General features: G+C 75.0%; 12 protein-coding genes. 8 read left to right on the top strand and 4 right to left on the bottom strand.

Annotation, left to right across the window (positions count from 1 at the left end):
* Positions 1 to 178: 178 nt before the first annotated feature.
* From Q7A36_RS21180 to rsmI, 3 genes are all read right to left on the bottom strand, one after another.
* Complete coding sequence (locus tag Q7A36_RS21180) at positions 179 to 3,247, bottom strand: hybrid sensor histidine kinase/response regulator (RefSeq protein WP_305105738.1); 3,069 nt, start codon at positions 3,245 to 3,247, stop codon at positions 179 to 181.
* Positions 3,248 to 3,617: 370 nt separating this feature from the next.
* Entirely contained in the window at positions 3,618 to 3,950 is a 333-nt protein-coding gene (locus tag Q7A36_RS21175) for a hypothetical protein (RefSeq protein ID WP_305105737.1), read from the bottom strand.
* Entirely contained in the window at positions 3,947 to 4,816 is an 870-nt protein-coding gene (gene rsmI / locus Q7A36_RS21170; protein WP_305105736.1) for a 16S rRNA (cytidine(1402)-2'-O)-methyltransferase, read from the bottom strand. Before rsmI ends, Q7A36_RS21175 begins: the two co-directional genes overlap by 4 nt.
* Positions 4,817 to 4,848: 32 nt before the next feature.
* On the opposite strand from rsmI, the gene Q7A36_RS21165 reads away from it, so the two are divergent.
* Both Q7A36_RS21165 and Q7A36_RS21160 read left to right on the top strand, forming a co-directional pair.
* The gene (locus Q7A36_RS21165; RefSeq protein ID WP_305105735.1) at positions 4,849 to 6,018 is read left to right on the top strand and encodes a penicillin-binding protein activator; all 1,170 of its coding nucleotides are present in this window, start codon (positions 4,849 to 4,851) and stop codon (positions 6,016 to 6,018) included.
* Between the two features lie 6 nt (positions 6,019 to 6,024).
* On the top strand, positions 6,025 to 7,446 hold the full coding sequence (locus Q7A36_RS21160) for an ATP-binding protein (RefSeq protein ID WP_305105734.1): 1,422 nt from the start codon (positions 6,025 to 6,027) through the stop codon (positions 7,444 to 7,446).
* 66 nt (positions 7,447 to 7,512) lie between these two features.
* On the opposite strand, the gene Q7A36_RS21155 is transcribed toward Q7A36_RS21160, so the two are convergent.
* The gene (locus tag Q7A36_RS21155) at positions 7,513 to 7,824 is read right to left on the bottom strand and encodes a WYL domain-containing protein (RefSeq protein WP_305105733.1); all 312 of its coding nucleotides are present in this window, start codon (positions 7,822 to 7,824) and stop codon (positions 7,513 to 7,515) included.
* A gap of 123 nt (positions 7,825 to 7,947) precedes the next feature.
* Between Q7A36_RS21155 and Q7A36_RS21150 the strand changes: the two genes are divergently transcribed.
* The 6 genes from Q7A36_RS21150 (at position 7,948) to dnaJ (ending at position 14,921) form a co-directional block, all read left to right on the top strand.
* Entirely contained in the window at positions 7,948 to 8,835 is an 888-nt protein-coding gene (locus Q7A36_RS21150) for a S1C family serine protease (RefSeq protein WP_305105732.1), read from the top strand.
* Position 8,836: 1 nt separating this feature from the next.
* Positions 8,837 to 9,433, top strand: coding sequence for a helix-turn-helix transcriptional regulator (locus Q7A36_RS21145; RefSeq protein ID WP_305105731.1), 597 nt, complete (start codon positions 8,837 to 8,839; stop codon positions 9,431 to 9,433).
* 147 nt (positions 9,434 to 9,580) lie between these two features.
* Positions 9,581 to 10,660 (top strand): serine hydrolase domain-containing protein, encoded by a 1,080-nt coding sequence (locus Q7A36_RS21140; protein ID WP_305105730.1) that lies wholly within the window; start codon positions 9,581 to 9,583, stop codon positions 10,658 to 10,660.
* 103 nt (positions 10,661 to 10,763) lie between these two features.
* Positions 10,764 to 11,345 carry a nucleotide exchange factor GrpE gene (grpE, locus tag Q7A36_RS21135; protein ID WP_305105729.1) on the top strand — a complete coding sequence of 194 codons (582 nt, stop codon included), beginning with the start codon at positions 10,764 to 10,766 and terminating at the stop codon, positions 11,343 to 11,345.
* A gap of 231 nt (positions 11,346 to 11,576) precedes the next feature.
* A complete protein-coding gene (gene dnaK / locus Q7A36_RS21130; protein WP_305105728.1) occupies positions 11,577 to 13,514 on the top strand; it encodes a molecular chaperone DnaK in 1,938 nt (645 codons plus the stop codon).
* Between the two features lie 237 nt (positions 13,515 to 13,751).
* Entirely contained in the window at positions 13,752 to 14,921 is a 1,170-nt protein-coding gene (dnaJ, locus tag Q7A36_RS21125; protein ID WP_305105727.1) for a molecular chaperone DnaJ, read from the top strand.
* Positions 14,922 to 14,924: the final 3 nt, after the last annotated feature.

Raw genomic sequence — 14,924 nt, 5'->3', positions numbered from 1 at the left:
CCAACACCTCGGGAACGGCGAGGTGCGTTGGTATGCGGTCGCCACGACGCGCGTGCCGGCCAACCAGGTCCGGCGCGCGCCCGGAAGGCGTCGCTTGCCGCCCACCCGGCGAGGTCCGGCCGCGCCATGGGAATGCGCTCGCCGCCGCCAGGTCCATCCATGCCGGCCGCCGGCACGGTCAGCCGAAGCGGGGCGCCTCGGCGCGCGCGCCTTCCAGCAACGCATCCAGGCGCTCGGCAAGGGCCTGCCCCTCGATCGGCTTGCGCAGCAGCGAGAAGGCGCCGCTGAGGGCGCCACCCACCGCGATCTCCGCCGCGTCGGTCGCGAAGCCCGTCAGCAGGATCGCCGGCAGGCGCGGCCTGCGGCGCTGCGCCTCGCGGATCAGGGCCAGGCCGTCCATGCCGGGCATGGAGAGATCGGAGACGAGGAGGTCCAGGGGCTCGCCGTCGTCGAGCAGCGCCAGGGCCTCCGCCGCGCCCGCCACGGCGGTGACGGTGAAGCCCGCATCCCGCAGGCTCTCGGCGGTGACCTCCCGCACGGCCGCCTCGTCGTCCACGAGCAGCACATGCGCCCGGCCCCCGGACCTCTCCCGGGCCGGCAGCGGAGGGGGCAGGGCAGGCGCCTCGGTCAGCACCGGCAGCCAGACCGATACGGTCGTGCCCTGCCCGGCCGCACTCCGGATCTCGAGCGCGCCGCCCGACTGCTCGGCGAAGCCGCGCGCCATGGCGAGCCCGAGGCCGGTTCCCTTGCCGCTCTCCTTGGTGGTGAAGAAGGGTTCCGTCGCCCGCGCCAGCACCTCGGGCGGCATGCCGGTGCCGGTGTCCGTGACCGACAGGCGGAGATAATCCCCGGACAGCAGCCCGGGCGGACCGGCGGGGTCGCCGGCGCCGACCGCGGCGGCCTCGACGGCGAGGTCGATCCTCCCCCGCCCCGCCATGGCGTCGCGCGCATTGGTGGCGAGGTTGATGAGCACCGTCTCCAACTGCCCCTTGTCCGCGAAGAGCAGCGGCAGGCCCGGCGGCGCCCCGACGCGCACCGCGATGCCCGCGCCGAGCGTGTGCGACAGCACCTCCGCCGTGCCGCGCAGCAGCTCGCTCGCCTCGATCGGCTCCGCCCGCAGGTCGGCCCGGCGCGAGAAGGCGAGCAGCCGGCGGGTGATGGAGGAGCCGCGCGCGGCGGCCTCGGCCGCCATCGCCGCGAGGCGCTGCACGCGCCCGACATCCTCCGGCCGCGCCTCGATCAGCCGCGCGGCGCCGCTGACCGCCTGCAGCACGTTGTTGAAGTCATGCGCGATCCCGCCGGCGAGCTGTCCGAGGGCTTCCATGCGCTGCGCATGCGCGAGGCGCGTCTGCGCCTCCCGCAGGTCGCGCGTGCGGTCCTCGACCAGGCGCTCCAGCTCCTCCTTGCCGCGCGCGAGCACGGCCTCGGCCTCCTTGCGCAGGGTGATGTCGAGCGAGGCGCCGATGATGCCGATGACCCGTCCCTCGGCGTCGCGGAAGGGTGCCTTGGTGGAGAGCCATATGGCGGGCGTCCCGTCGGGACGGCTGACCGCCTCCTCGATCACCTCCGCCGTCCCGCTCTCCATGACGCGCCGGTCGTTCGCCATGACCACCTCGGCCTGGGCCTTGTCGTCGAGGAATTCCAGGTCCGTCCGGCCGAGGTAGAACTCCGGCGGCTTGCCGATCAGCGCGGTCGTGCCGCGATTGGCCACCAGCATCCGGCCCTCGCGGTCCTTGGCATAGACCACGCCCGGCACGGCATCGGCGAAGGCGCGCAGCAGCGCCGCCGCCCGGTCGCGCTCGGCCGCCAGCGCGCGCCGCTCCTCGATGTCCAGCAGGACGCCGGGGAAGCGGCGCGGCGTGCCGTCCGCCGCGAGATAGACCCGGCCATTCGCCTCGAGCCAGCGATAGGCGCCGTCCCATTGACGCACGCGGTACTGGCAGGAATAGGAGCCGCCGCGCGCGATCGCCTCCGCGATGGCCTCGCGCAGGCGGCCGATATCGTCGGGATGCACGCCCGCCACCACCTCCTCGATGCCGAGGCCGGCGCGGCAACGCTCCGGGTCCAGGCCGAAGGAGCGCGCGAAACGCTCGTCGGCCGTGAAGTGGTCGGCCGGCAATTCCCAGTTCCAGGTGCCGATGATGGCGCCCGCGGCGAGGGCGAGGTCCACGCGCTCGGCCATCTCGCGCAGCCGCGCCTCGCTCCGGCGCAGGTCCGCCTCGCGGCCCTGGCGCTCCAGCGCCGCCGCGGCGAGCGCCTTCCCCACCCGATTGGCCTCGCGCACCGGCGTGGCCAGGGGCGGGACCGTTCCGTCGCGCTCCAGCGCCGCCGCGGCGGTGGTGAGGGCCGCGACGGCGCCGCCGATCCGCCTTGCGCCGAGCCACGCCACGAGGAGTGCGAGCGCGAGCGCCCCGGCCCCGAGGAGCGCCGTCTGCCGGGCTGCCGCCAGCATGGGCGCGCGTAGCAGGGCGCCCGGTACCCACACCACCGCGTCCCAGCCCGAGACCGGCGAGCGCTGCGTGAACAGGCGGTCCGGCACGCCGGCGGCATCCGGTCCCTCCGCCGCGCTTCCGGGACCCCGCGCCGCCGGGCCACGAAGGAGGCCGGCGGAGCGGCCGATCCAGCGCTCCGGCTCCGGGCTGCGGGCGAGGAAATTCCCGGCCCGGTCCATCACGCCGCTGACGACCCCCGGCTGCAGCGTGACCACGCCCTCGAGCACCTGCTGAACCTGCGCGGCGGAGGTCGAGACGCTGAGGAAGCGCGCCGGCCCCTCCCGCGGCGAGAGCGGGAGGACAACGGCAAACTGGAAGGAGTGGTCGACGAGGCCGGCGAAACCGTCCGACACGACGGGCCCGCGCGTGCGGGCGGCCGCCGCATCGGCCGCCACGAGGCTCGACCGGTCCGGCAAAGCCGCGCCCCAGGCGATGGCGCTGTTGAGGAGTTGCCGGCTCGACGCATCGCGCACCGAGACGACGCCGCGCGACAGGCGCGCCGCCTCGACGGCACGCAGGTGGAAGGCGGCGAGGTCGCCCGCCATCAGCGCCTCCGAGCCGGCGAGCACCCGCGCGGTGGCGATCATCTCGGCGAGGTAGATGTCGAGTCCGGCGGCGATCTCGCGGGCGGAATTGGCCGCGGCCGTCTCGGTCCGCCCGCGCTCGGCCTCCGCGTAGCGCCAGGTGGCGAGCCCCGCGAAGCCGAGGAGCGGCAGCAGGGCACCGAGCACGAGCAGGAACAGGTGCCAGGCCATGGGCCAGTCCGACCAGAGCCGGCCACGCGTCCCGGCTGATATCATGTCGGCCCTGCGGAGATCGGTGGCATTTCGAAGCAATAACGCTCGATTGGCGGGCGAGTACAAGGAGAAAGGCCGGGCCTGGTGCCGGCGCCGGCCGGGGGACCCGGCTGCTCCGATCCGGGGCATCCGTTGCCGCTCGCGGCATCACCCCGGGCGGTTCGGCGCAGCCGATGACCCGCGCCGCCGGATGCCATCGCAAGCGCCGGCCGGCATCGTCCGGGCCGGCGCGACCCGGGAGGTCCCGGGCGAGGGGCGCCTCGTTCGGCGCGCCGGCGGCACCCGTCCCGGGACGCTGGCCGCCCCCGCCCCGCCGGAGGCCGTTCCGCTACACGAAGCGGCCCGGGTCGGTGATCCACTCCTCCCGCTCCCAGGCCAGCCAGGCGCGCGCCAGCCGCGCCGCGCACCACAGCCAGACCACCGCCAGCAGGCCGAGCCCCACCCCCGGCGCGACCAGCGGTGCCAGCATCCCGAGGAGCCCGAACCAGAAGGTCCGCACGGCATAGGCATGATGGGTGGTCCAGAGCGTCCCCCGCGCCGGTACCCAGGCATGCGCCAGCGCCCCCGCCACGAACCAGGGCAGCGCCAGCGCCAGCCCCGCCGAGAAGAGCAGGTTCATCCAGAGCACCCGCCGCCGGGCGCGCGCGGCCGCCCCGCTCACCCGCGCCCGAGCTCCAGCGCCCGGGCATAGACCTGCTTGCGCGGCAGCCCGGTCGCCTCGGCGACCGAGGCGGCGGCGTCGCGCACGCTCATCCCCGCCGCCAGCGCGTCGCGCAGGCGCTGCTCCAGCTCCTCCGCCGTCCCGCGCTCCTCCGGCGCCGGGCCGACCACCACCGCGATCTCGCCCCGTGCCTCGTGCGCGGCGTAGTGCGCGGCAAGCTCGGCCAGCCTGCCGCGCCGCACCTCCTCGAATCGCTTGGTCATCTCCCGCGCGACCGCGGCCGGGCGCTCGCCGCCCAGCCCCTCGGCCAGCGCCGCCAGCGTCTCGGCCAGGCGGTGCGGCGCCTCGTAGAAGATGGTCGTGGCCGAGAGCCCGGCCCGCTCCGCCGCCCGCAGCCGGGCGATCTCCGCCGCCCGCGGCCCTGCCCGCGGCGGCAGGAAGCCATGGAACAGGAAGGGATGCGGCGGCAGGCCGGACAGCGTCAGCGCCATGACGGCGGCATTCGCGCCCGGCACGGCATGCACCGGCAGCCCCGCGGCGATCGCGGCGCGGACCAGCCGGTAGCCGGGATCGGAGACCAGCGGCGTCCCGGCATCGGAGACGAGGGCGATCCGCGCCCCCGCACTTAGCCGTGCAAGCACCTTCGGGGTCTGTTCATCCTCGTTGTGCTCGTGCAGAGGCATCATCGTCACCGAAACGCCATGCCTCGCCAGCAGGGCGCCGGTTACCCTGGTATCCTCGCAGAGCACGGCATCGGCGCCGCGCAGGGTGGCCAGGGCGCGTGGGGACAGGTCGCCGAGATTGCCGATCGGGGTCGCCACCAGGGTGAGCCCGGGCGGCGCCGCGGCGGGCGTCCCCTCGGGCATCGCCTGGGGACCTCGATCGTCGGGAGGATTGCTTGCCAGTTCCGTCATGCTCCGCGCCGCGCCGGCCCCTGCGCCACTGGCTGGCCGTCGCGCTGCTGCTCTTGCCCATGGCGGCCTGCGCCCCGCAAGCCCCGTCGCCGGTCGTCGTCCTGCCGGCCCAGCCCTCGGCCGCCGCCCTGCCGGCGGAGCCGCCGCGCAGCCGCGTCGGGCTCCTGCTGCCGCTCTCCGGCAGCAACCGCCCGCTCGGCCAGGCCATGCTGAACGCGGCGCAACTCGCGCTGTTCGAGCAGGGCGACCCGGGCGTCGAATTCCTGCCGCGCGATACCGCCAGCACCGCCGCCGGCGCCGGCGAGGCGGCGCGCGTGGCCCTCGCCGAGGGCGCGCGCGCCTTCGCCGGGCCGCTGACGCTCGGCGAGACCTCGGCCGCCGCCGCGGTGGCGAAGGGCGCCGGCGCCCCGGTCCTCGCCTTCACCAGCGATGCCTCCCAGGCCGGCGGCGGCGTCTGGGTCATGGGCGTGACGCCCGGCGAGCAGGCGGAGCGCATGGCCGCCGCCGCCGCGGGCGCCGGCGCCCGCCGGCTCGGGCTGCTGGCGCCGGACGACGAGTTCGGCCGCCGCCTCGCCGCCGGCTTCCGGGCGCGGGCGAGCGCCCTCGGCCTGCCGGCGCCGGTCGTGCTGCTGCATCCGCGCCTCGGCGACGTCGCCCAGGCGGCGCGCGAGCTTGCCGCCCAGGCCGGGCCGGAAGGGCTGGATGCCGTGCTGCTCGGCCAGGGCGGGGAGCGGGCGCGGCAGGCCGCCGCGGCGCTGGCCACCGCCCTGCCCAGCCGGCCGCGCTTCCTCGGCACCACGCTCTGGGCGCAGGACGCGACCCTGAGCCAGGAGCCGGCGCTGCAGGGCGCGCTCTTCCCCGGGCCGGATCCGCAGGCGCGCGCCGCTTTCGACAGCCGCTACCAGGCTGCTTTCGGCGAGCGGCCGCCGCGCCTGGCCGGCGTCGCCTACGATGCCGCCGCGCTGGCCGCCCGGGCGGTGCGGGAGCCGGGCGGCAATCCGCCGCTCGGCCAGCCCATGCTGGGCGCCGACGGGCCGATCCTGCTGGCGCCGGGCGGCCTGGCGCAGCGCGGCCTGGCGATCTTCTCCGTCGAGCCGACCGGCGAGCCGGTGCTGGTCGAGCCGGCGCCGGTGCCCGGCCTGCCGGGCACCTGAGGCGCCATGCTCCGCCTGCCGCCGGGACGGATCCTCGGCGCCGCCGGGCTGATCGGCGCGGTGCCGGCGGCGGTGCTGCTGGCGCTGATGCTCTCCGGCGCGCTGGCGGTGGGGGCGGGGCTGCTCGCCCTCCTCGCCTGCCTGCTCGCCGCGGTGCTGGTCGCCGGCCTCTGGATCGGCAACCTGGCGCGGCTGGCGGAGGCGCTGCGGCGGGCCGCGGCCGAGGACGGGCGGCTGGTCCCGCCCTCCGCCACGCCGCTGCTGCCGGCGGTCGAGGAGATCGTCGAGGGTGTCTCGCGCCTCGCCCGCACGCTGGCCGAGCAGGGCGCGCTGGTCGGCCGGCTGCGGCGGGCGGACGAGGCGATCGTCGAGAGCCTGCCCGACCCGCTGCTGGTCCTCTCGCCGGAGCGGCAGCCGCTGCGCGCCAATGCCGCGGCGCGGGCACTGTTCGGGGCGGAGGGCGAGGCCGCCCGCGGCGGCCCGCGGGGCGGGGATGTCGCGGCCCTGCTGCGCCACCCGGCGCTGGCGACGGCGGTGGACCGCGCCCTGGCCGAGCACCGGCCGCAGACCTGCGACCTGGTCCTGCCGGTGCCGGTGGCCCGCGAGATCGCGGCGCAGGTGATCCCGATGGAGCCGGCGCTGGCCGATGGCGGGCGGATCGTGATCGTGCTGGGCGACCGGACGCGCGAGCGCGCGATCGAGCGCATGCGGGCCGATTTCGTCGCCAATGCCAGCCATGAGCTGCGCACGCCGCTGGCCAGCCTGATCGGCTTCATCGAGACGCTGCGCGGCCCGGCGGAGGACGACCCGGCGGCGCGCGCCCGCTTCCTCGGCATCATGGCCGAGCAGTCCGAGCGCATGCGGCGGCTGATCGACGACCTGCTGGGCCTCTCGCGCATCGAGCTGACGGAGCATCAGCCGCCGACCGGCCGGGCGCGGCTGGCGGCGGTGGTGCGGGCGGAGCTCGAGGCGCTGGAGCCGCTGCTGCGGGCGCGCCAGGTGACCGTCCTCCCCGCGCTCGAGGAGGCGGTGCTGGCGACGCCGGCGGATGCCGAGCAGCTCGGCCAGGTCGTGCGGAACCTGCTGGAGAATGCCGTGCGCCATGGCCGCGAGGGCGGCGAGGTGCGGGTCGCGGTCGGCTTCGCCGAGGGCGCCGGGCGGCGCGGCGGCGTCGTCCTCGAGGTGGTGGATGACGGCCCCGGGATCCCCCGCGAGCACATCCCCCGCCTGACCGAGCGCTTCTACCGGGTGGACAAGGGCCGGTCGCGCAGCGCCGGCGGCACGGGGCTCGGCCTCGCCATCGTCAAGCACATCGTGAACCGCCACCGCGGGCAATTGGCGATCGAGAGCGAGGAAGGGGCGGGCGCCAGCTTCCGGGTCTGGCTGCCGGGGCGGATCGCGGAGGCGGCGCCGCAGGTCGCGGCGTAGCGCCGGGCGTCGCCTGTCCGACATGCCCCAATCCGCCGTGGCGCTTCTGTCGGGGATCCGACGCGCCTATACCGCCGCGAGCGGTTCCGCGATGCCCGCCGTCCAGCGCCCGTTCGCCGGCTGCGGTCGCGGGCTGAACTGCGCCTGCAGCAGCTCCACCGCCCCGACCCGGGCGAGGTCGAACATCCGCCAGCCCTCCGGCTCGGCCGAGCGGCCGAGCCCGGCGGTCTGCCAGGCCAGGAGCGACAGCTTGCCCCGCCCGGTCCGGCCCAGCGCATGCGGGTGCACCACGCGCCAGGCGCCGTCATACAGCAATTGCACGGCCCGCCGCCGGTGCACCGCATCGGCCAGCAGGGCTGCCGCGTTGGACTCCGCCATGCAGGACATATGGGATTTCACGCAGCGGATATCGACCCGCGGCGGGCCATGCGGCCCTCCCCATCCGGGCAATGGTCCGGCGGCGGCGGCGTACCCAGTCTCAGGGCATCAGCGGAGCCAGCCATGACCGACCTGCCCTCCCAGGATCCCCTCGCCCTCGTCTCCGACCGGCTCGCGGCGCTCACGGCGGAGGCCGCGGCCCGGGTCGCCGCCGTCCATGGCCGGGACGGCCGCGCCCGCTCCGGCCTGCTCTGGTCCGAAGGCCTGGTCGTCACCGCCGAGGAAGCGCTGGAACGCGACGACGAGCTCTCCCTCACCCTGTCCGACGGGCGCGTGGTGGCGGCAACGCTGGCCGGCCGCGACCCGGGCACCGACGTGGCGCTGCTAAAGGCCGAGACCGGCGGCTTCACGCCGCTTGCCGCCGCCCCGGCCGGCGCGCTCGCCGCTGGCCATCTGGTGCTGGCGGTCGGCCGCGGGGAGTACGGGCCGGTTGCCGCCCATGGCATCGCCGCCCTGGTCGGCGGCCCCTGGCGCTCCATGCGCGGCGGCCGGCTCGACCGGCGCATCCAGCTCGGCCTGAGGCTCGACCCGGCCTGCGAGGGCGGGGTGGTGCTGGACCATGCCGGGCGCCTGGTCGGCATGGCGGTCTCCGGCCCGAAGCGCCGCGCCCTGGTGATCCCGGCCGAGACCATCGCCCGCTCCGTCGAGCACCTGCGCACCCGCGGGCGGGTGGCGCGCGGCTATCTCGGCATCGCCATGCAGCCGGTGCAGATGGGCGAGGAGCGGGGGCTGATCGTGGTCGGCGTCGATCCGCGCGGCCCGGCGGGCCAGGCGGGCATCCTTCTCGGCGATGTGCTGGCGACCTGGGATGGCACGCCGCTTGTTTCCGTGCGGGAGATGCTGGCGCGGCTTGACCCCGACAGCGTCGGCACCACGGTGACACTGGAGCTGGTTCGCGGCGGCATTCCCCGGCGGGTGCAGGTGCGGATCGGCGAACGGGCGGCGGCATGACATGGCGGCACTCGCGGACATTCCCCTGAAGCCAGCCCCGGCGGCCGCCGCGCCGCGCGGGGCGCCGGCGCGCGCGCCGGTGGCGGTGGCGCTGCGCCGCCCGGATGCGGAGCTCGCGGCGCGGCTCGGCGACCTCGCCGGCGTGCGGCTGGTCGCCGATCCCGGCGCCGCCGACGTGATCGTGGCGGAGGCGCCGGAGCGCGAGGGCCCGCCGGTCCTGGTGCTGGCCGAGGGCGCGGCGGCGGTCGCGGCGCTCCGCGCCGGGGCGCGGTCGGTCCTGCCGCCCGAGGCGCCGGCGGCGCAGCTCGAGGCGGCGCTGGCGGCGACCGCCCGCGGCCTCTCCGTCCTCGCCCCCGCGACGGTGACCGCGCTGGCCGGGCGGGAGGCCGCGCCGCCCGAGACCGGCCTGACCCGGCGGGAGCGGGAGGTGCTGGACCTGCTGGCGGCCGGCGCCTCCAACAAGGTGATCGCGCGCCGGCTCGGCCTCTCCTTCCACACCGCCAAGGCGCATGTCGCCTCGGTCCTGCAGAAGCTCGGGGCGAGCAGCCGGGCGGATGCGGTGGCGCGCGGGGCGCGGGCCGGGCTGGTGCTGCTGTAGCGGCCCGGCCCTGCCAGGGGAACGCTGCGGGGCGGAAGCGCCCGGAGGCGGTGATCGGCTCGGCACGTGACGACCTGGAGCATGCCCGCGCTGGACGGCCGGCCCGGGAATGATCCAGGCTCCGGCCCGACGGCAGGAGCCAGGGTGATGGCAGGACCCGACCTCGATCGCCGCGCCACGCTGGTCGCGGCGGGCGCGCTGGCGACCCCGGCCGTCCGGGCCGCGGAGGAGGGCATCGCCGGGCGCTTCGAGGCGCTCCGCGCCGCCGGCCGGCTCCCCGGGCTGCACGGCGTGGTCGCCTTCCACCGTGGCGCCCCGGTCTTCGAGCGCTACCTGAGCGGCGCCGACGAAGCCCGCGGCCGCTCGCTGGGCGAGGTCGCCTTCGGGCCGGAGACGCCGCACGACCTCCGCTCCGTCACCAAGTCGGTCCTCGGCCTGCTCTACGGCATCGCGCTGGCCGAGGGGCTCGTCCCGCCGCCCGAGGCGCCGCTGCTGGCGCAATTCCCGGACTGCGCGGACCTCGCCGCCGATCCCCTCCGCGCCCGCTGGACCGTCCGGCACGCGCTCTCCATGACGCTCGGGACCGCCTGGGACGAGAGCGCGCCCTATACCAGCACGGCGAACAGCGAGATCGCCATGGATGCGGCGCCCGATCCCTGGCGCTTCGTCCTCGACCGGCCGCTGGTGGCCGAGCCCGGCACGCGCTGGATCTATTGCGGCGGGGCGACGGCGCTGCTCGGGCAACTGATCGTCCGCGGCGCCGGGCGGCCGCTGCCGGACTATGCCCGGGCGCGGCTCTTCGACCCGCTCGGCCTCGGCCCGACGGACTGGGCGCTGATGCGGGAGGGGGTGCACTCCGCCGCCTCCGGCCTGCGGATGACGCCGCGCGACCTGGCGCGGATCGGGCTGATGGTCCTGGCCGGCGGCGCCTGGGAGGGGCGGCAGGTCGTCCCCGCCGCCTGGCTGGCCGAGAGCTTCGCCCCGGCCATCGTCATGGAGGACGGCCGCCGCTACGGCTACCACTGGTATATGGGCCGGCTGCCGCGCGAGGGCGACGGGTTCGACCGCTGGAGCGGCGCCATCGGCAATGGCGGCCAGCGGCTCTTCCTGCTGCCGGACCGGGCCCTAGTCGTGGCCGTCACCGCCGGCAACTACAACCATCCCGAACAGTGGCGCCCGCCGCTGGCCGTTCTGCGGGAGGCGATCCTGCCGGCCCTGCCCGCCTAGCGGCGAGGGCATTGCAAATGGTTGCCCCGGGCCCGTCCAGCGACTACCTGACGGCTGACGGCCCCACCCCCCGGGGCCCCCCATTGCCAGACCCGATCGGATTATGAGCGACCCAGCCGAGACACCGCCGGAGACCACCGCGGCGGAGCAGACGAACGCGGCCCAGGACGGCGCCGCCCCCGCCACCGAGCACACGCCGGAGGCGCGCATCGCCGCGCTCGAGGCCGAGGTGACGCAGTTCCGCGACCGCTGGCTGCGGGCCGAGGCGGAGATGCAGAACCTCCGCAGCCGCACCCAGCGGGAGGTCACGGATGCGCGGCAATACGCCATCCAGAAATTCGCCGGCGACGTGGTGGAGGCGGCGCAGAACCTGCGCCGCGGCCTCGACGCCCTGCCGGTGAAGGCGGAGGGCGAGCCCGAGCTGCTGACCAAGCTGCGCGAGGGCTTCGAGGGCGTGGAGCGCAGCTTCCTCGGCATCCTCGAGCGCCACGGCATCGCCCGCACGGAGGCCCAGGGCCAGCCCTTCGACCCCGAACTGCACCAGGCCATGGCCGAGCAGCCGGCGCCGCAGGGCGTCGCTCCCGGCACCGTCCTGCAGGCCTGGACGCCGGCCTGGACGCTCAACGGCCGGTTGCTGAAGCCGGCCATGGTCGTCGTCGCCGCGGGCGGGTCCAGGACCGCCTAAATTTTCATCACTCGGCCGGACGACCCTTGTTCCGGCCGCACCCTGCCAATACATCGGGCGCGTGGCCGCCACTCCGGCGGCCCGGATCCCATCCGAACCCGTCAGGATCCTGTCCATCGGGAACAGCCATGGGGAAGGGCGCGGTGCCTCAGACGGGCCCCGGGCCGGGCGCGTGAGCGGCCGGTGCGGGTGTCTCGGGCCGCCCCCGACCGCCGCAGAGGAGAAGTACGGATGAGCAAAGTTATCGGCATCGATCTCGGCACCACCAACTCCTGCGTCGCCATCATGGAGGGCAAGGAGACCCGGGTGATCGAGAATGCCGAGGGCGCACGCACCACGCCCTCCATGGTCGCCTTCGCCAAGAACGGCGAGCGGCTGGTGGGCCAGAGCGCCAAGCGCCAGGCCGTCACCAACCCGAACAACACCCTTTATGCCGTCAAGCGCCTGATCGGCCGCCGCTTCGACGACCCGATGGTCAAGAAGGACATCGGCCTCGTCCCCTACCACATCGTGCGGGCCGACAACGGCGATGCCTGGGTCGAGGTGGACGGGCAGAAGTACGCGCCGCAGCAGATCAGCGCCAACATCCTGACCAAGATGAAGGAGACGGCCGAGGCCTATCTCGGCGAGAAGGTGACGCAGGCCGTCATCACCGTCCCCGCCTACTTCAACGACGCCCAGCGCCAGTCCACCAAGGAAGCCGGCGCCATCGCGGGCCTCGAGGTGCTGCGCATCATCAACGAGCCGACGGCGGCCGCGCTCGCCTACGGCATGGACCAGAAGAAGGGCGGCACCATCGCGGTCTATGACCTCGGCGGCGGCACCTTCGACATCTCGGTCCTCGAGATCGGCGACGGCGTCTTCGAGGTGAAGTCCACCAACGGCGACACCTTCCTGGGTGGCGAGGACTTCGACGCCCGCGTCATCGACTACCTGGCCGACGAGTTCAAGCGCGAGCAGGGCATCGACCTGCGCGGCGACAAGCTCGCCCTGCAGCGGCTGAAGGAGGCCGCCGAGAAGGCGAAGATCGAGCTGTCGAGCTCCAAGCAGACCGAGATCAACCTGCCCTTCATCACCGCCGACGCCTCCGGGCCGAAGCACCTCGTGATGACGCTGAGCCGGGCGAAGCTCGAGAGCCTGGTCGACGACCTGATCCAGAAGACGCTCGAGCCCTGCAAGCAGGCGCTGAAGGATGCGGGCCTCTCGGCCGGCGAGATCGACGAGGTGATCCTGGTCGGCGGCATGACCCGCATGCCGAAGGTCATCGACACGGTGAAGTCCTTCTTCGGCAAGGAGCCGGCCCGCAACGTCAACCCGGACGAGGTCGTCGCCATCGGCGCCGCGATCCAGGGCGGCGTGCTGAAGGGCGAGGTGAAGGACGTCCTGCTGCTCGACGTCACCCCGCTCTCCCTCGGCATCGAGACGCTGGGCGGCGTCTTCACCCGGCTGATCGACCGCAACACGACGATCCCGACCAAGAAGTCGCAGGTCTTCAGCACCGCCGACGACAACCAGACCGCGGTCACCATCAAGGTCTACCAGGGTGAGCGCGAGATGGCGGCGGACAACAAGCTGCTGGGCAATTTCGACCTGCAGGGCATCCCGCCCGCGCCGCGCGGCGTGCCGCAGGTCGAGGTGACCTTCGACATCGACGCCAACGGCATCGTCAGCGTGTCGGCCAAGGACAAGGCGACGGGCAAGGAGCAGCAGATCCGCATCCAGGCCAAGTCCGGCCTGTCGGACGCCGATATCGAGCGGATGGTCAAGGACGCCGAGGCGAATGCCGAGGCGGACCGGAAGCGCCGCGAGTCGGTCGAGGCCCGCAACCAGCTCGAGGCCCTGATCCACAGCACCGACAAGACGCTGAAGGAGAACGGCGACAAGGTCGGCGCCGGCGAGAAGGCCGAGGTGGAGGCGGCGCTCACCGAGGCGCGCGGCGCGCTCGACAGCGCGGATGCCGAGCGGCTGCGCGGCGCCGGGGAGAAGCTCTCCCAGGCCGCGATGAAGATGGGCGAGTCGCTCTACAAGCAGCAGCAGGCGAGCGAGCAGGCCGCGGGTCCCGCGGGCGGCGCGGGCGCCGCTGGCGGCGCCGGGCCGCAGCCGGGCGGCGACAAGGTGGTGGACGCCGACTTCGAGGAGGTCGACCCCAACAAGAAGAAGCCTTCCTGAGGCGATGGGGCGGTCCGGTGCCTGCGCGCCGTGCCGCCCCTGCCAGGGACGGGTGTCCGGATGAGGGGCGGCGCCCGGTGATCGCCCCCCGGCCCAGCAGGGGCCGGGGTGGCGGGGCCGGGCGCCGCGCTGTCCGGGGTACGAAACTTGCCTCCCCGCCTGGGGAGACCGCCGCCGGCCTGCTGCAGCGGAAAAGCACGGGCCTTGGCAGGCGGGACCGTGATACAGGGCTCGGTCATGGCGAAGCGGGATTACTACGAGATACTCGGCGTCTCGCGCGAGGCGACCGAGGACGACCTGAAGAAGGCGTATCGCAAGCTGGCGATGAAGTATCACCCTGACCGCAACCAGGGTGACAAGGAGGCCGAGGCCAAGTTCAAGGACCTGAACGAGGCCTATGACGTCCTGAAGGATGGCGAGAAGCGCGCGGCCTATGACCGCTTCGGCCATGCCGCCTTCGAGCAGGGCGGCGGCGGCCCGGGCGGGGGCAACCCCTTCGGCGCCGGCGGCAATCCCTTCGGCGCGGGCTTCGAGGACATCTTCGAGGAGATGTTCGGCCGCTTCGGCGGCGGCGGCGGCGGGGGGCGCGGCGGGCGCCGCCAGGCCTCCGGCCGCGGCGCGGATCTCCGCACCATGGTGGAGATCTCGCTCGAGGAGGCCTTCAACGGCGCCAAGAAGACCGTCCGCGTCCCCTCCTCCGTCGCCTGCGAGGCCTGCTCCGGCACCGGCGCGGAGGGCGGCAGCGCCGCCGCGACCACCTGCACCACCTGCCAGGGCGCCGGCAAGGTGCGGGCGCAGCAGGGCTTCTTCCTGATCGAGCGGACCTGCCCCACCTGCGGCGGCCAGGGCCGGGTGATCAAGAACCCCTGCAAGGTCTGCCAGGGCGCGGGGCGGGTGCAGCGCGACCGGACGCTGAACGTCTCCATCCCCGCGGGTGTCGAGGACGGCACCCGCATCCGCCTCGCCGGCGAGGGCGAGGCGGGGCTGCGCGGCGCGCCGGCGGGCGACCTCTATGTGGACGTCTCCATCCGGGCGCATCCGATCTTCCAGCGCGACGGCGCCAATATCTTCGTCCGGGTGCCGCTGCGGATGACCCAGGCCGCCCTCGGCGGCACGGTGGAGGTGCCGAGCATCGACGGCGGCCGCGCCCGGGTGACCATCCCGGCCGGCACCCAGGCGGGCGACCAGTTCCGCCTGCGCGCGAAGGGCTTCTCCGTGCTGCGCAGCGCGGTGCGCGGCGACATGTTCGTGCAGGTCTCGGTCGAGACGCCGCAGAACCTGACGCCGAAGCAGCGCGAGCTGCTGGAGCAGTTCGAATCCGAGGCGGCGAGCGCCGGCAAGCACAGCCCGGAGGCCGAGGGATTCTTCGCCAAGGTCAAGGAGTTCTGGGACGGGCTCGGGCGCTAGAGC

It is taken from the genome of Paracraurococcus lichenis (assembly GCF_030657435.1).
Lineage (GTDB): Bacteria > Pseudomonadota > Alphaproteobacteria > Acetobacterales > Acetobacteraceae > Paracraurococcus > Paracraurococcus lichenis.
Note: the sequence above shows the minus strand (reverse complement) of the source record. Positions and strands in the feature narration are given on the sequence as shown.